Annotated in this window: 15 protein-coding genes; 8 read left to right on the top strand and 7 right to left on the bottom strand. The window is 72.3% G+C overall.

Annotation, left to right across the window (positions count from 1 at the left end; genetic code table 11):
• Positions 1-142: 142 nt before the first annotated feature.
• Positions 143-550 carry a hypothetical protein gene (locus tag FRADC12_RS00350; protein ID WP_157488644.1) on the bottom strand — a complete coding sequence of 136 codons (408 nt, stop codon included), beginning with the start codon at positions 548-550 and terminating at the stop codon, positions 143-145.
• A gap of 102 nt (positions 551-652) precedes the next feature.
• On the opposite strand from FRADC12_RS00350, the gene FRADC12_RS00345 reads away from it, so the two are divergent.
• A complete protein-coding gene (locus tag FRADC12_RS00345; RefSeq protein ID WP_045875120.1) occupies positions 653-859 on the top strand; it encodes a DUF1731 domain-containing protein in 207 nt (68 codons plus the stop codon).
• Here the strand turns inward: FRADC12_RS00345 and FRADC12_RS00340 are convergent.
• The 4 genes from FRADC12_RS00340 to FRADC12_RS00325 all read right to left on the bottom strand — a co-directional run bounded on the left by FRADC12_RS00340 (position 819) and on the right by FRADC12_RS00325 (position 8,260).
• Positions 819-2,219, bottom strand: a complete 1,401-nt coding sequence (locus FRADC12_RS00340) for a pyridoxal phosphate-dependent decarboxylase family protein (RefSeq protein ID WP_045875119.1) — start codon at positions 2,217-2,219, stop codon at positions 819-821. The two genes, FRADC12_RS00345 and FRADC12_RS00340, sit on opposite strands and share 41 nt — an antisense overlap.
• Positions 2,220-2,264: 45 nt before the next feature.
• On the bottom strand, positions 2,265-6,023 hold the full coding sequence (locus FRADC12_RS00335) for an NB-ARC domain-containing protein (protein ID WP_198152737.1): 3,759 nt from the start codon (positions 6,021-6,023) through the stop codon (positions 2,265-2,267).
• A gap of 398 nt (positions 6,024-6,421) precedes the next feature.
• Positions 6,422-7,411: a peroxide stress protein YaaA gene (yaaA, locus tag FRADC12_RS00330; RefSeq protein ID WP_084010360.1), complete on the bottom strand. Its 990-nt coding sequence runs from the start codon at positions 7,409-7,411 to the stop codon at positions 6,422-6,424.
• Between the two features lie 186 nt (positions 7,412-7,597).
• Entirely contained in the window at positions 7,598-8,260 is a 663-nt protein-coding gene (locus FRADC12_RS00325; protein ID WP_045875117.1) for a VOC family protein, read from the bottom strand.
• Between the two features lie 405 nt (positions 8,261-8,665).
• Here FRADC12_RS00325 and FRADC12_RS00320 point away from each other — a divergent pair, with 405 nt between their 5' ends.
• The 4 genes from FRADC12_RS00320 (at position 8,666) to FRADC12_RS00305 (ending at position 11,614) form a co-directional block, all read left to right on the top strand.
• Positions 8,666-9,010: a hypothetical protein gene (locus tag FRADC12_RS00320; protein ID WP_232303504.1), complete on the top strand. Its 345-nt coding sequence runs from the start codon at positions 8,666-8,668 to the stop codon at positions 9,008-9,010.
• A gap of 184 nt (positions 9,011-9,194) precedes the next feature.
• Positions 9,195-9,572 (top strand): phytanoyl-CoA dioxygenase family protein, encoded by a 378-nt coding sequence (locus FRADC12_RS00315; RefSeq protein WP_232303503.1) that lies wholly within the window; start codon positions 9,195-9,197, stop codon positions 9,570-9,572.
• A gap of 72 nt (positions 9,573-9,644) precedes the next feature.
• Positions 9,645-11,057, top strand: coding sequence for an IS66 family transposase (gene tnpC, locus FRADC12_RS00310; protein ID WP_084010359.1), 1,413 nt, complete (start codon positions 9,645-9,647; stop codon positions 11,055-11,057).
• A gap of 224 nt (positions 11,058-11,281) precedes the next feature.
• Positions 11,282-11,614 (top strand): YciI family protein, encoded by a 333-nt coding sequence (locus FRADC12_RS00305; protein ID WP_045875115.1) that lies wholly within the window; start codon positions 11,282-11,284, stop codon positions 11,612-11,614.
• A 130-nt stretch (positions 11,615-11,744) separates the two neighbouring features.
• Here the strand turns inward: FRADC12_RS00305 and FRADC12_RS00300 are convergent, their stop codons facing one another.
• On the bottom strand, positions 11,745-12,488 hold the full coding sequence (locus FRADC12_RS00300) for a helix-turn-helix domain-containing protein (RefSeq protein WP_198152736.1): 744 nt from the start codon (positions 12,486-12,488) through the stop codon (positions 11,745-11,747).
• A 64-nt stretch (positions 12,489-12,552) separates the two neighbouring features.
• Here FRADC12_RS00300 and FRADC12_RS00295 point away from each other — a divergent pair, with 64 nt between their 5' ends.
• Both FRADC12_RS00295 and FRADC12_RS32620 read left to right on the top strand, forming a co-directional pair.
• The gene (locus FRADC12_RS00295; RefSeq protein ID WP_198152735.1) at positions 12,553-13,122 is read left to right on the top strand and encodes a TIGR03086 family metal-binding protein; all 570 of its coding nucleotides are present in this window, start codon (positions 12,553-12,555) and stop codon (positions 13,120-13,122) included.
• Positions 13,123-13,536: 414 nt separating this feature from the next.
• Positions 13,537-13,920, top strand: coding sequence for a hypothetical protein (locus FRADC12_RS32620; RefSeq protein WP_232303502.1), 384 nt, complete (start codon positions 13,537-13,539; stop codon positions 13,918-13,920).
• Positions 13,921-14,006: 86 nt separating this feature from the next.
• On the opposite strand, the gene FRADC12_RS00290 is transcribed toward FRADC12_RS32620, so the two are convergent.
• The gene (locus FRADC12_RS00290; RefSeq protein WP_045875113.1) at positions 14,007-15,719 is read right to left on the bottom strand and encodes a deaminase; all 1,713 of its coding nucleotides are present in this window, start codon (positions 15,717-15,719) and stop codon (positions 14,007-14,009) included.
• Between the two features lie 255 nt (positions 15,720-15,974).
• Between FRADC12_RS00290 and FRADC12_RS00285 the strand changes: the two genes are divergently transcribed.
• The gene (locus FRADC12_RS00285; RefSeq protein ID WP_045875112.1) at positions 15,975-16,337 is read left to right on the top strand and encodes a hypothetical protein; all 363 of its coding nucleotides are present in this window, start codon (positions 15,975-15,977) and stop codon (positions 16,335-16,337) included.
• Positions 16,338-16,365: the final 28 nt, after the last annotated feature.

Below are 16,365 nucleotides of genomic sequence, written 5' to 3'. Positions count from 1 at the left end.
TTCCGCCAGCTACGACAAGACAGTCCGCCGCTGGCAGACATACTGACAATGACGGCGCCGGTATGATGTGGGCACTTTATATCTACGCGTCAACTTGGCATTGGTGGCGCCGCGCCGCCGTGTGTTCGTCCGTGGGCTGTGGTCAGTGCTCCGGGCAGCCGAGGGCGCGGACGCAGACGGGCGACGGGGGATAGGTCCGCTGGTCCTGGACCTGGTCGTCGTGGCGCCAGGCGAACAGGAAGCCGGCGGCCAGGACGCCGACCACGCAGGCGGCGCACCAGAGCCGGACCGCCCACAGTTCCGCGCCCGCCCGGGCGAGTAGCAGTCCGATCGGCGGAACGACGAGGGCGATGGCACCGGCGATGGCCAGGTCCCGGGCGATAGTCTGTAGATCCTGATGGCTCGGCTCCTCGCCGAAAAGCACCGCGCCCGTCCACAACGCGTGCCAGGCCAAGAACGGAGGCACCGTGACCCAGGCCAGTGCCAGCAGGATGCGCATCGCGGCGGCGGGAGCCTCCCACCGCGACGCTGCCGAACTCGACGTCGTCATGCGTCGATGGTGATGGCCCCAGCCCGGCGAGACCTGAGCCCGATCACTCGGTCCGCCTGAGTGAAATGACTCAGGCGGACATCCGGCGCACGAGCGCGCTGGATGGCCGAGCTCGGTGCCCTCGCCCTGCGCAGCGACACCGAGCTGCTCCTGAAGAGCCGTCGGGTGGTGCCGGGGCGGCTGCTCGACGCGGGTTTCGCCTTCGAGTTCCCCACCTGGCCCGAGGCCGCCCACGATCTGGTGGCCCGGGCCGGTGAGACCGGCGGCGTCAGGCCGCGGCGCGGACCCGGGCGGCGCAGGCGAGGATGACGTCGGCTGCGAAGGCGGCGTCGTCGGGGCCGGTCTTCCAGGACGAGACGCTGACCCGCAGCGCGGGCGCGCCGTCCCACTGGGTGCCGCCGCACCAGATCCGGCCGTCGGCCTGGATCTCGGCGATCAGCGCCGACGTGGCCGCCGCGTCGGGACCGTCGGGGCCATCGATGCGCAGCAGGACCTGGTTGAGGACGACGTCGTTGACGACGGTCAGCTCGCCCTCGACCCGGCGGGCGATCGTGGCGGCGGCGTCGCAGCAGCGGGCGACCAGGTCGGCGGCCCCGGCCCGGCCCAGGGTGCGCAGTGCCGCCCACACCTCGACCTGACGCGCCCGCTGCGAGGACTGCGGCGTGTGGTGCATGGCGTCGAACGTGTCGCCCATCGGCGTGTAGCCGGCCGCCGCGGTGAACGTGGTCCGCAGATGCGCGGGGTCCCGGACGAAGGCGATGCCGCAGTCGTAGGTGACGTTGAGCCACTTGTGGCCGTCGGTGGCCCACGAGTCGGCCCGGTCGAGCCCGGTGCACAGCCGGTCGCGGCGGGACGGGTCGGCCAGCGCCCACAGGCCGAACGCGCCGTCGACGTGCAGCCAGCCCTTCACCTCGGCCGGGCGGCGGGCCAGCCAGTCGGCGATCTCGTCGAACGGGTCGAAGGCCCCGGTGTTCACCTCGCCGGCCTGGGCGCACACCAGCACCGGGCCGGGCAGGTCGGGCAGCAGGTCAGCCCGCAGCCGGCCCTGGTCGTCGGCCGGGACGATGTGCACCCGGGACCGCCCCAGCCCGACGAGGCCGAGCGACTTGCGCAGCGTCGAGTGGGCGGCCGCGCCGATGACGACGTCGAACGCCGGTGCGCCGAACAGGCCGTCGGCCTGGGCGTCCCAGCCGAGCCGGCCGAGCAGCGCGTCGCGGGCGGCGGCCAGGCTCGCCGCGTTCGCCATCGTCGCGCCGGTGACGTAGGCGACGCCGGTCCCGGCCGGCAGGCCGAGGACGTCGAGCAGCCAGCCCCGGGTCACCTCGTGCAGCCTGGCGGCGACCGGGGACATCGCGGGCAGAGCCGCGTTCTGGTCCCAGGCGCTGGTGAGCCAGGAGGCGCCGAGTGCGGCGGGCAGCGTCGCGCCGATCACGAACCCGAAGTAGCGGGCGCCCGCGGAGGCCATCGTGGCCGGACTACCGGCGGCGTGCAGCAGCTTCAGCGTCGCGGCCGCGGGCTCGCCGGCCGCGGGCAGCGGCTCGTCGAACGCGGCCAGCCCGGCGAGCGCCGCCGCGTCCGGCGTCGCCGGCCGGTCGTCGACGGTGGTGGCGTACTCCAGCGCCAGCTCGGCGGCGGCGCGCAGCAGGTCCTGGTCGTCTTCTCGGTCCACCGGCCCATCTTCCCGGACATCCCGGGCCAGCCGCGATCGGACGAACTATGGCCACCACCGCATCACGTCCGTCACGGCGTCGACGGTGGCCGCCGCGGCGGCCGGGCTGGTGCCGTCCGGCGCGGCGCGCAGCATCGTCGGGAGGAACTCGATGACGTCGCCGCGGCCGCAGCGGGCCAGGTCCGCGAGCGTGGCGGCGCGGAACTGGTCCCAGTCGGCCGAGCGAGGGTCGCGGGCCGCTGCCGCGACCGCCCGCGCGGCTCGCAGCGAGGAGTCCGGCCGGGCGGCCTCGGCCGCGGCGGGCAGCAGGTCGTCGGGAAGGTACGCGGCGAGGCCGACGAGGGCCTCCGCTCGGCCGGCGTGGCTGTCGATCGCGAGCGTCGCGGCGAAGGCCTGTCGAATGAGCTCGGCCGGCAGCCTGGGCGCGAGCGCGGCGAGCGCGCGGCCCCGCGTCCCGGCATGACTGAGCGACAGCGTTGCCGCCAGCGCGCCCCGGACCACGGCGTCGGGCAGGTACGGCGCCAGCCCCCCCAGCGCCTGGGCCGGCCCCCAGCGGTGCTTGCCGCTGGAGGCGATCTCGACGGCCCGGCCGAACAACTCCGCGGGCAGCCCCGCTCCGATCTTCTCCAGGGTGACCACCGCCAGCGGCCCGTCGGTCAGGGCGTCCAACACGGCGGTGAACCGGTCGAGGCGTTCTGCCTCGGTGAGCGCTGTCCCGGCCGCGACCAGCAGAACAGTCGCGTAGTACGGGTCCTGTGCCAGGTCGAGGCGGGGCAGCAGGGCGGCGCGGCGGGCGGCGACGTCCAGCCGTTCGGCCAGGGCGGCGAGCGCGAGCATCGCCCCGAACGGCAGCTCGGGCGCCGGCAGGCCCGCCACCGCCGTGGCGAGGAGGTCGTCGGGCAGGTGCGGGGCGAGATCCACGAGCATCTCCGCACGTCCCGGCCATGCGGTGAGCTGCCCGAGGTCCCAGGCCTCGCGGAGCGCCTCGGCCTGGCGGTGGGCCGGAAGGCGGGGCAGCAGCCCGGTCAGGGCCTTCACCCGCGCGCCGGGTTCGTCGATCGTTCGCGCCAGGGCGAGGGCCCGCCCGATCGACGTCTCGTCCAGCTGGGGCGCCAGCTTCGCCAGGGCGAACGCACGCGCCCTGGGCGCCTCGACGGCGCCGGCGGCGTCCAGCGCCGCTGCCAGCACGGTCGCGCGCGGGACGGGGGGCAGCTGGGGCGCGAGCCCGGTCAGGACCTCCGCGCGCCGCTGCGGCGAGTCGACCGTCTGGACGATGGCCCTGGCCCTGGGCAGCAGGCGTTCGGGCAGATAGGGGGCCAGCTCGGCGACGGCTCGGCCCGGGTGGCGCAGGGTCGCGGCGCCGGCGAGCAGCCGGTCCGCGAAGGCTCCGGTCACGTGTGAGGCCAGCGCGGTCAGCGCCTCGGTGCGGTACTGGTCCTCTTCGACGGTCGTGGCGACCTCGACGGCCTCGGCGAGCAGGCCGCCGGTGAGATGCGGGGCCAGCGCCGCGATGACCGAGGCCCGGACGGTGTCGTTCGCGGCGGGTGGCACCTCGGCGGCGACTCGCCACGCCTCGGCGATGGCCGCCGTCCGATCCGCCGCCGGTAGGTGGGGCGCGAGGACCGCCATGACGGGCGCCCGCGCGTGGGTGGTGATCCGAGGGCAGGCGACCCAGGCCCGGGCCAGGGCCGCCGCGCCTTCTGGCGCCGGCAGGTGACGGGCCAGCGCGACCAGCGCTCGCGCGTCCTCGCTCCACCTCGGCGTCTCCGGCAGCGCGGCCCACGCGGCGGGCAGGAGGCTGGCGGGGAGCCGTTCGGCGAGCTCGGCGAGTGCCCGGGACCGGCTGAACGCGCCGTCGATGCCGAGCGTGAGGTCGAGCGCGGCGGGCAGCTGCTCGACGGTCAGCGCGGGGGCCAGCGTTCCGAGGATGTGCACACGCTGGAATTCGTCGTCGACGGTCGCGAGGGCCCCCAGCGCGGCGGCGGTGGCCTCCGAGCGCCGTTCCGGCGGGAGGTGGGATGCGAGCCGGGCCAGCTCGGTCGCCCGGTCCTGCGGGTCGAGGATCGCCAGGCCGCTGCCGATTGCCTCAGTGATCAGGGCGGACCACCGGTCCGTGGAGAGGACCGCGCCGATCGACGCCAGCGCGGCCACTCTGCTCCGCGCGTCGACACCGGTCGCCACGGTCTCCCAGGCCTCGTCCAGCACGGCGCCCTGCCGGCCCACCGGCAGGAAGGGCACGACCGCGGCCAGGGCCGCCGCCTGGCTGGTCGCCGAGGTCAGTGACCGGGCGTAGGCCAGCGCCCGGTCGGCCGGCCAGCGTCCAGCCTCGACCAGCCGGCGCAGCAGCGGGCGCGGGAGGCTGTCGGCCCGGCTGACGACGGAGCCGTGGATCAGCGCGTACCGCAGCGTGAGCACCAGGCGGCGGGCCTGCTCCGCGTCCGAGGCCGTTGCCCCGTCCGGAGGCGGCGTCCGCTGCGGGGACGCCGGTGCGGCGTCCGGGGGCACGGCGGCCCGAGCCCAGGCGGCGCGGATGTCCGCGAGGTAGCCGCCCGGCAGGTCGGCCCGTTCGTGCAGCGCGAACCAGGCGTTCTCGGCGGTCCCGCCCGGCCCGGGCCACTGCGTCGCGAGCAGCGCGTGCACCTCCTCGTCGCGACCGGCCTCGACGAGGTGACCGACCAGCTCGCCCAGCGCGTACCGGTCAGGCTGGCCGATCGCGTCGCGGGCGCGCAGCAGGGCGAGACCGTCCGTCAGCCCACCCCAGTCGGTCAGGAACGCGCCGGCGAACAGGCCGTGCAGCTCCCGGAGCTGCTCCGGGCGAAGGCTGGCGCGCACAAGCTCGAAAGCCAGGTCGTGCAACGCCACGGTGCCCCCGTCGAGCGCGACGAGCGAGCAGCGCCCCAGCCGGTTGAGCAGCTCCTTGCCGGCCACCTCGCCGAGCCCCGCGGTGGCCCGCCACAGGCAGACGACGGCCTCCGTCGGGACGGGCCCCCGCCCGGAGAACACGGCGAGCTCCCGGTAGCGGTCCTGGCCGTCGCCGGGCAGCGCGGCCACGCCCGCGTCGAGCGCCCGCAGAAGGTCGGGGTAGGGGTAACCGGCGAACCTCGTCCTCAGGGCGGCGAGGTCCGCCCGCCGGAGCCGGTCCGCGACGTCGGCCCAGCTCGTGCCGTCGGCGACCATGCCACCGGCCACCGCCAACGCGAGCACCAGGCCGCCGCAGCCGGCCAGCACGTCGCCCGCCTCGGGGGGCAGCTGGGCGGCGGCGACCCCCGCATGGCTGGCGAGGACGGCGCGGCCGAGCCTGTCGTCGACGGTCCCGACCTCGGTGACCAGGGCGTCGTCGGGCAGCACGTCGCGGTTGCGGGTGGTCGCGAGGACGCGGACGCCGGGAACGCCCAGGTCGAACGCCCGCGTCACGTCGGCGTCCCACACGTTGTCGAGAACCAGCAGCCGTCGGCCGGCCCCGAGCAGCCGGCGCAGCCGCTCCCGGCCGGCGGCGAGGTCGGTGACCGGGTCCGGGTCGCCGAGCGCCGAGGAGACGTGACCGAGGGCAGAGGCCAGGTCGGGATTCTGGCCGACGCTCACCCACAGCAACCCATCGGGATACGTCTCCTGGACGGCCGCGTCGGCCAGCAGCGCGCGAGCGAGCGTCGACTTGCCCGCTCCGCCCATCCCTACCAGGCCGACCACCCGCTCGGAGCGGGTGGGCGCTGCACCCGAGCTCGGGCCCGAGCGCTCGGGAGCAAGGGTCACCAGGGCTCGGGCACTGGCCAGCAGATCCGGCCGCGGCACGAATCTGTCTGGCATCGACGGGAGCACCGGTGATGACACCCGCGGCCTCCGCTTCCGGCCGGCTCGCCGGCCCATTCAGCCAATCGGACGACCGAACCGCTTGGCGCAAGACCACGGAAAACCTGGCGCACAGAGCCTATCGCGCCAGCCGGAAACGAGAATGCAACGGATGAGAAGCGAGCCCTGGTCAGGAGCCGGACCGGGCGGCGCACCGCCCGGCGCGGGCCTCGCGCGGCAAGTGACTGGCTTGAAAGTCACCTTCCGATAGGCATTAAGTCATGATCGCCGATGCTTCGCCATCCTTCGTCTCCCGGACACTCGCGGAGTCCCGGACACCCGCGGAGTCCCGGGCGCGCGGACGGAGTGGCGCTGCAGCCGCATTTCCGGCGGTTGGTCGGGGTGTCGCCCCAGGCCTACCGCGCCGCGTTCGCGTCCAGGTGACCGGCCGCCCGGGCTGCCGCCACCAGCGAGCGCGGCGTCTTTCCCCCATATCGGCCGGCCGGGTCCCAGCGGGTGATGACGTCGAGGGTGGGCGCGGCGGCGGTGCCGCGCGGCTCGGCGACCAGCCCGGCGGACTCGGCAGCCTCGGCCACGTCGTCGACGGTCTTGACCGGGCGGCCAGCCGCGTCGGCGAGCAGTAGCGCTCTGGCCAGCAGGCCCTTCGTCTGCTTCGCCTGGTAGCTGAGCGGGCGGCGCACCCAGTGCCCGTCGAGGAGCTTCTCGGTCAGCGCGCGTACAGGCAGGGCGCTTGACCGGATCGGTCCGGAAAGCGTGGGTACGGTCGCATAGGCCGACGAGCGCAGGTCCACGATGAGGTGCTCGCCGACGGCGGCCTCGGCCGGCGGGGTGGCGGTCAGGCTCTCGGGTGCCGCGGCGGGGGCTCCGGCGGCGGGCGTCGGGGCGCAGACGAGCAGGTCGGGCAGGAACCGGGCGAGCCGGGTGCGCCAGAAGGTCGCGAGCACGGTCGGCGTGGCGCGGCCGCCGAGGCCGGGGACCGCCGCCGCCATGCCCACCCGGTGGTCGGGTACCGGTTCGGCGGCGTTTACCAGGCCGAACGCGCCGTTGGAGACGAAAAGGGCACGGTCGGCCACGGCCCGGGCGGCGGGCGGCATCGTCGCCGCGGCCAAGGCCTCGTAGAGCACGCCCGCGAACCGGTCGAGAGCGGGCATCGTCGGGGCGTCCAGGATCGCGGCGTTGGTGGCCAGGTCCGTCTCGGCGCGCGAGGCTGGCAGCCGAAGCGCGACGATCGCCGTGGCAGGATCGCGGTGACAGAACGCGGCGACGGCCTGGGCCACCTCGATACGGGCGGCCGCGATCGGGCCGTCGCCAAAACCGGTCACCCGCAGCGCCGGCCCGTCACCCCCCGGTGTCTTCGCCTCGCTCGGCGGCAGCAGGATCCGCACCTACCTCACCTCGTCTCCCGCGGCCCCACGGCTCGATGGCGCCCCGACGTCGGGTTACGGCGTCAGAGCAGCAGCGAGCAGCCTAGCGACGGCCATGTCAGGGCCTGCCGGACACGTCCCGCCGGGCGCCGGGGAAGGTCGCCTACGGTGGCACTTTCACAACCGCGGAGGCCCTGACTCCGGGATTCAGTCGACCGCGGCGTGGTTCAGCGGGCTGCCCGACAGCCGGGTCTCGAGGGCAGGCGAGCCCTCCCACACGAACCCGTCCGGGTCGGTGAAGGCGCCGGCGTCGCCGCCGATCACGAGCCGGTGCGAGCCGGTCCCGTCGGGCGAGACGCCGGCGTCCTTGGCGAGGGCCTTGTGCCGGTAGAGCCCCAGCTTGACGGGACTGGACGGGGTGTCGAACTGGACGTACATGGGGCCGAAGCTCTTCGCCACCGCGAGGCCGTGCTCGACGTAGAACCGCTTGCTCGCGCCCACGTCGGACACCCCGAGCAGTAGCACCAGCTCGTCGACCTCCCGGCTGGCCGGGCCGGAGTCCTTCTTCGCCGATGTCGCGATCTTCCAGATCGTCCCGTCCGGCGCCCGCAGGACGCCGCCGTAACCCCAGAAGGACTTGGCGGCAGGCTTCAGCGCGGTCGCGCCGGCGGCTAGCGCCGCCTCGAAGAGGCTGTCGGCGTTGGCGGGCTGGGACACGGTGAGCGAGAGGGTGAAGCCGCGGAAGCCGTCGGTCCGCGCGTCCGAGCCGCGGACGCGCAGCTCGTCGCCCAGACCGAAGGTGGTGTCGTAGAAGGCGGTCGCGGCGGCGGGGTCGGCCACCTCAAGGGTGACGGAGTCGATGAAAGGCATGCCGGTCACGCTAGGGCCGGTCCAGCGCCCGACGCTTCTCCATTCCTGCCCCATCCAACCGTCGACACCCTCATCCCACACGGTCACTTAGCGTGACATTGGTCGGCCGAACGCGGGGCGGCACATCCGCGTCACCCGGGTGAGCTCACCCCCATGAGGCGGCCACGACGCGGGTGGTCCGGTGTTTCTCCCGAGTCTTCTTTGCCGACGGTGGCCCGGCGCCTTCATTGGACGACTGTCGGTCTTGTTTTCGCGTCGAGGCGCTGCGCCGAAACAAACCCGAATGCTGCGGCTTCAAATACCTCGACGGCCGCGAATAACGTTTCCAACATCGGGTAACCCAATCGGCGGACAGGAGTCGTATCTGTCAGGAGAGGTTGCTTCATCATGAGAATGCGAAAGACTGTGAGTCTTCTTGCCTCGACCGGCGCCGCCGGCGCGCTCATCCTGGGCTCGACGCTTCCCGCCAGCGCGGATCCCAACAGTCCGAACGTCTCGGTCGGTGGTGCCGCTCGATGTCCGGCCAGCATCGCGACGGGCGTGGCTGTCACCACGTCGGCCGGCGAGTCGGACACGTCCGGGGTCAGCGCGGGCGGCTTCTACAGCCTGAGCCTTCAGCAGGTTCCGGCGGTCGGCACGGTTGCCACGTTCAGCGTCGAGTGCAGCAACGGCTCGGACAACTTCAGCCGCACCCGCGTCATCACCAGGCCGATCAGCGGCAAGCTGCTCACGGTCAACCTGTTCTCGTAGCAGGTCGTAGCCGTCGAACGCCCGCTGAGAACGAATACTCCTGGCCTATGTAGCAGCGCCGTGGCGGCCCCCACCGAACTCTTCGGTGGCGGCCGCCACGCCTGTCGCGGTCGGGTCGGCCCTGAGATTCCCCCACCTTGCCCGTGACGCCGCTGTGACGGCGAGTAGCGCTGCGGGAGGATCTATGGGGCAGCTGACGAGCGACGGCCGGTACGTGATCGACACCGAGGACCGGCGCCGGTTCACCGAGGACGGCTACGTCCACCTCCCCGGGATCCTCACCGCCGCCGAGGTCGACGAGCTGGAGATCGTCTATGACCGCTTCCTGCGCCGCGAGATCGACGTGCCCGGCAGGGACTACTGCGACATGGCCGGCGACTATGGCCGCGACCCGTCCGACTTCTCGATCGTCAACGTGATGTTGCCCCGCCGCTGCTTCCCGGCCTGGCGGGACATTGTGCAGAATTCGCATTCTGCTCGATTTCGGTCCAAACGGACGTGGCGTGCGCCAGTACGTGCAACCTCGACGGTAACTGGTCAGGTCCGTCATGTTCCCGCGTGATTTGTTAATGAGTTGGCATCTCCTGGCGTGTAATTGCTTGGCGTGTCTCGGTGCGTGTCCAATAATGAGGGTATGACGCGGCCGACGTATGACGAGCTTGCCGCGCTTGTCGTTGCCCAGGCCGCGATTATCAAAGAACAGGCCGCTGAGATCGAGCGGTTGAAAGCGCGGGTCGCGGAGTTGGAGGCGCGGCTGGCGGCGAATTCACGGAACTCGTCGAAGCCGCCGTCATCGGACGGGCTGGCGAAGCCAGCGCCGAAGTCGTTGCGAGGAAGATCGGGCCGTAAACCCGGTGGGCAGGGCGGTCATCCCGGGCGGACGTTGTGCCAGGTGGCCGATCCGGATGAGATCGTGCGCCATGAGCCGGCGCGGTGCTGCGGCTGCGGCCGAGGACTCGGCCGCGCCCCGGTCGCCGGGATGACACGGCGCCAGGTCTTCGACATCCCCGCGATCCGAGTCGGTGTCGTCGAGCATCAGCTGGTCGCGAAGCGGTGCGGGTGCGGCATGGTGACCACCGCGGACAGTCCCGACGGAGTGCGAGCACCGGTTCAGTACGGTCCGATGATCACTGCGGTCATCGTCTATCTGTATGCCGGCCAGTTCCTGTCGAAACAGCGGACAGCGCAGGCCCTCGGCGAGCTGTTCGGCACCCCGATCAGTGACGCGACCGTCGCCGCGGCAACCACCAAGGCCGCGAAATCCCTCAAGGGTTTCAGCGGCCAGGTCCGCGCACTGATCGGCCGTGCCAGCGTGGTCCACTTCGACGAGACCGGCTTCCGAGTGAACGGCACCACCCACTGGGTGCACTCCGCGTCGACCGACCGCTACTCGCTACTGACCGCGCACCGCCGCCGCGGCCGGGAGGCGATACTCACCGCCGGTGTGCTTCCCGGTTTCACCGGAGTCGCGGTCCATGACGCCTGGGCACCCTACGACACGTTCACCGACGCGACCCACGCGCTGTGCAACGCGCATGTTCTCCGGGAACTCCAAGCCGTGATCGACGCAGCCGGCGACGACACCAAATGGTGTTGGGCACGTCAGGTGACCGACGGCCTCCTCGCGCTTAAAAAGCACATCGACCATGCCCGCACCACAGGCATCACCCTGGACACGGACGTCCTCGACCAGCACACCCGTCGCATCCGCGACGCAGCGAAGATCGCCGCCGACGACCAGACCGTCACCGGCGCGCTCGGCAACAAACACCGCGCGCTCGCCCGCCGTCTCCGCGACCGGATCGACGACTACCTCCGCTTCACCACCAACCCGGCCGTGCCCTTCGATAACAACGCCGCCGAACGCGAGATCCGCATGGTGAAAACCCGGCAGAAAATCTCCGGCTGCATGAGAACACTCACCGGCGCCCAGAACTTCTGCCTCATCCGATCCTACACAGCAACCACCCGCAAACACGGCATCGGCCTACTCGACGCCCTCACCCAACTCGCCAACGGAAACCCCTGGACACCCCAACCCACCTGACCAGTTACCCTCGACGAAGCGCGTCTGTTCTTGACGCCAAGTACTTGCTCGCGTGATCTCTGTCGGATCGTGATGGTGTGGTGGCGCGCTGCCGCGACGCGCGCGGGTTGCGGTGCCGGGCCGTCTTCCGCCGCGGGTTGCTCCCGCTTGGATGTCCAGATCGGGCCATCGGCTCGGACTACACAGGGAGCGCCCGTGGGGGCGCCGATGAAGGGAGCGACCAGATGAAATATATGATCATGATGTTTGGTTGTGCGAGCGAGGTCGTCCAGTCGCGCTCCAAGGAGTGGATCGCCGGCATGCAGAAGATGCTGATGGACCTCGACGCGGAGTTGCGCGAGTCCGGCGAATGGGTCGCCGGGGACGCGCTCACCGACGCCAGTCAGGCGCGGACGGTGCGGTTCGCCGATGGCGCGCCGGTGCCGACCGACGGCCCGTTCGCGGAGATCAAGGAGTCGCTGGCCGGCTACTGGATCGTCGAGGCCAGCGAGCCGGCGCACAGCTCGACGCGCGCGGCGCCGGCCCTGGCGGCGACCCGGACGTCATCGACCGACTAGACACTGATCTCGACGCGCATGATGTCCTGTCCTTCGGATCTTTGTGCGAAAGTCTGCACCCAGCCACGGTCCACCTTGCCGCCCGCACCCGCGCCGGGACGCGACCCACACTCAAGTCCGGGGAGGCGGACTAGTACCGCTGCGCGTACCAGGTCGGTGGCTCGCCGAACATGCTCTTGAAGTCGCGGATGAAGTGGCCCTGGTCGGCGTGGCCGAGGTCCGCCGCCAGCGCGGCCCAGTCGATCGCCTCGCCGGCGGCCATGCGTGCGGTCACCTCGTGCAGGCGGTAGCGGCGGATCACCCACTTGGGCCCGATGCCGACGTACTCCGCGAACAGCCGTTGCAGCCCCCGCATGCTCAGCCCCAGCTCGCCGGCGAGGCGTTCGACCCTGGTCACGGCCTTGTCCTTGGCGATCAGCTCGACCGCGGCCACCGCCTGGCGCATCCGGGGGTCGTCGTCTGGCAGGTGTTTCAGCAGGAACGCTTCCACGGTCGGCACGTCGAGCGTCGTGGGCAGGTCCGGGCCGAACACCTCGGTCGCCGGGATGACGCGGTCGGTGATCGTCGAGACGGAGGCACCGAGGAACGGGCGGAAGCAGCCCGGCCGGAACGCGACGCCGAAGACGTGGTCGCGGCCCTCGAGGACCGTGATCTGGTAGCCGCTGCACACGCCGTTGATGTCCGCGCGGCCGCCGCCGAACGACAGGTGCACGTTCGGGTACGGCACGATCTTCTGCCGGTAGGGCTCGGCGTAGTCCCAGCGAGCCTCCCAGTACCGCTCCACCCATGGCGCGAGCGCCGGCGACGGGCCGTGGAACGCGTGGCGCTGATACCTGGTCCACGCACTCCGCAGCTCACGAACGTCCCGCCCCACGCGGCAGAGTGTATGTCGCCTTTGTTCAATACCCCTCCGGCCCGAGCCGCCTAGCGTCGCAGCCATGTCACACATTTCCAACGCGGTCGAGGCCATGGCCGCGGTCGCCCGCACCATTACCGACGACCAGCTCGCCAACAAGACTCCGTGCACGGAGTACGACGTGCGGGCACTGGTCAACCATCTCCTGTTCTGGGGCCCGTCGCTCGCCGGCGCCGGCCGCAAGGAGTCCGTTCCGCAGCCGGCGGCCGCCGAGTCCGATGTGGACCTGGCGGCCGGCGACTGGCGCGGCCGCCTGCTCGCCCTGCTGGACGACATCACGTCGTCGTGGGCGCCGCCGAGCGCCTGGGAGGGCGAGACGAGCATGGGCACGCCGCACATGCTGCCCGCACCCGTCATGGGCGACATGATCGTCGGCGAGCTGGCCTTGCACGGCTGGGACTTGGCGGTCGCGAGCGGGCAGCGGCTGGAACTGCCCGCCGATCTGCTGGCGCATCTGCACGACACGGTGTTCGCCGGCGTGGAGCAGGGGCGGGAGATGGGCATGTACGGCCCGGCGGTCGCGGTGCCGGCCGACGCACCCACCTTGGACCGTATCCTCGGCCTGACCGGCCGCGATCCCGCCTGGGCGTAGTCTCCGACTAGTGATGTCAGCCACACCTGGCGCGAGCTGTCGAAGCGTGGAGCGGTAGCTTCGACGTCCCGGCCGACAGTCACCGAGCAAGGAGACAAGCCAAGAAGCGCATGATCATGCGCTACGCCTCCCAGGCCGACATCGACGCGATGGCTGGTAAGGAGACTGCGGCCCGCGACCTGCCGGCGACGTCCTCACCCGCATCCGCGCTCTCGTCCAGGCCCACCCCACCGACCTGTGGGACCAGGACGCCTCATAGACAGCAGGTGGCCCGGTCAGCGCCTGTTCCGCCAGCCCCCACGGCCGGACCCATCGCCCGCTCGGTTTACCGAGAGCACGGTCCGGCCGTGGGCCTTCTCATGGATGCGGGTGTCGTGTGGTCGCTCGTGGCCGGCGGCCTTCTACGGTCTGGCCGTGGCCACAGCGGCGTGGGATCGGTTCCCACTGATCACCTGCAATGAGCATGCTCGTCGCTGGTTACAGTTCACGGCGAACATCGGCCGGGCGCCGAACACCGTCGATGCCTACGGCCGCGCCGTAGAAGATCACCTTCGATTCTGCGACTCCCACGGGCTCGGCACCGCGAACGCCTTCATCGCCCTCACCGATGTCCACGACAGCGGCGGATGCACGGCTCCGGTGGCAACACCACCGACGGCTACCAACGCGCCTACATCCTCGCCTACCGGTCGGCGGCGAGTGCGGATCGAACGCGACCTCGGCTTCGCCCACAGCCACAACGACGCCCCGGCGGTGCTCGACGCCGTCGGCGTCGCGGGGGAGACGGTCCACGGGTAGCAAGGCTCAGAAAATGCGCGCGGACAACCTGAGGTAGGACCCCGACCCGGACCATGGCTACCCGCCCGACCACGGTTGACGCGGCGCTAGCCACCGTCGAGGGTGCCGGCGATCCTGTCCAGCAGCTCCTCGAGGTCGGCCAGCGGCGCGCAGTCGGCCCGGGGACGACCGTCGGGCAGCGCGGCGAGGACGCGCATCTCGGTGACGAGGCGGGTCAGGCCGTCGGTCTCGGCGAACGCGGGGTCGCTGATGCTCGGGCGCAGCGCGGCCTCGTGGGCCCGCCAGATGACGGCCCGCCCGTCGAGGCGGATCGGCTCGCCGGCGGTGCGCCGCACGTCGTCGGCCTTGCGCGGCACCCAGGAGAACAGGTCCGACAGCCGGTTGTGCGAGAAGCCGGAGAACGGCTCGATTGAGACCCGGTCCGCCCGGCCGGCCGGGCCCGCGTGGCTGGCTCTGGGGGAGACCGGCTCTGGGAAGAGGTCGATCGCGTCGCGGTGCAGCTCGCCGCCCTTGCTCTTCTGGTAGGGCTCCAGGTAGACGACCCGGGCCAGCCCCGAGGCGATGATGTTGCGGGTGCACTCGTGGCAGGGCAACGTCGTGGAGTAGAGGGTGCCACCGCCGATCGCGATGCCGCGCCGGGCCGCCGAGGTTATCGCGACCATCTCGGCGTGCGTCGTGCGGCCGTACTCGATGACGTCGAACAGGTCGGCGTCGCGGATGTCCTCGTCGTTGATCGCCAGCTGGGTCAGCTCCGCGATCGTGCGCTTCTGCAGCTCCGGGGTGAACCAGCCAGGGCGCAGCCGGGCCAGCAGGTCGGCGAGGATCTGCGCCCGGATGCCGTCGGAGGCGTCCAGGCCGGCCATGAACTCGCGGCCGTCCGGCTGGCTCTCGGTGTGGTAATAGCCGCCGCCGGCCTTCGGCACCTCGTTCGCGCCGACCGCGACGATCTGCTCGTCGACCATGATGGCCGTGCCGACCCGGCGCGCGAGCACCGCCGTCGTCAGCGAGCCCCGGTAGGCCGCGGCCATCCCCAGCTCGTCCATGGTCAGCGTGTGGAACGGGTGGCTGTGGATGCACTCGACCAGGCGGCGCACGTGGCGGCGGGTCTGGGTCGGGTCGTCGCAGCGGACGAACAGGTCACAGCGCTCCAGTGCCGCCGACGAGGACAGCCGCATCCCGCGGCCCACCGGCGGGGCCGTCAGGCTGGTCGCGAGCCCGAAGTCCCGGTCGACGGCGTGGGTGGCGGCCCGCTCCGCGTCGGTGGCGTCGAGGCCGGAGCTGCGTTCGAACAGCTGCGCCAGCAGCCGGGCCCGCTCCGGGCGGGGCGCGTCCGCGGCGATGAAGAAGGCCCGCCGGCCGTAGACCTGGCGCAGCGTCTCCACCTCGGCCTTGTGGCTCAGACCATCCAGGACGAACGCGCGGGGCCGGGCGTGGTCCACCGCCGCGTCGCCGCGGATCCGGTGGATCTCCCGGACGCCGGCGAGCGCGACCCCGTCGGCCCGGCCCAGCTCGTCGCGCAGCCGGTCCCCGGCGTCCATCAGCAGCTCGCGGCGGGTCGGCTCGTCCGCCGGGGGTTCCAGGGCCGAGACGAGCGGGGCGAGCAGGGTGTCCAGGTCGATCCGGAACACCAGGTAGTTCGCCGCGGCGAGCGCGGCGTGCAGCTCCTGGACCACCGGCGCGATCTCGGTGCCGACGGTCCGCACGATCCCGAAGACCAGCTCGGGGGTGCGCAGGTGCTCCGCGAGGCCCAGCTGGCAGCCCGCCGTGTCCCGGGCCGTCGCCGTCCGCTTCTCAGCCATGATCTTGTGGTCGTTCCTCCCTGGTCCGCGCCCTGCCAGCGTCCTCGCTCCCGGCGCGGCGCGCCGCCCCGCCCCGCCGCCCCGCCCGGCCTGCGCGGATCGGACCCGGCCGACCGGTTGAGGGCGACCTGTCCGGGCATCCTTGCCCAGGGCCGGCACCCTGGACCGGCGACGATCTCCACGACGCCGGCCGGCGCCGGGCCGCCGTCACCAGGCCCGGGAAGATCCACGGGTTAGGGCCGCTAGGAGTTCCTGATGGAGATTGAACAACTGCCCCTCGACGTGCGGTTCAGCTGCCGGCGCTGCGGCGCGCAGTGGCGGGAGAGCTTCGACCTGGTCCGGTGGTCGGACTATGAGGGCGACATCTTCGAGACCTATTTCCGCCACCATGTCCCGGTGCCGTCGCCGGCGCTCGGGCGCCGCTGCGCCGTGTGCGGAGGCCTGCGGGTCGACTGGACGGACGTGGCGTTCCTGCCACGCCGGGCGACCGTCACCGACTGGCCCCCCCGGTCGGCGGCCAGCGCCCGGCAGACCGGCACCGAGCCGAAGGCGCCGACGCTGCGCTGGCTCACCAGGGCGGCCCACCAGCGCCAGCCGATGACCCGTCGGTTCCCCTGACAGCCCGCGCCAAGCGCCCGCCCGGGCG

It is taken from the genome of Pseudofrankia sp. DC12, from assembly GCF_000966285.1.
In the GTDB taxonomy this organism is placed as follows: Bacteria; Actinomycetota; Actinomycetes; order Frankiales; family Frankiaceae; genus Pseudofrankia.
Note: the sequence above shows the minus strand (reverse complement) of the source record. Positions and strands in the feature narration are given on the sequence as shown.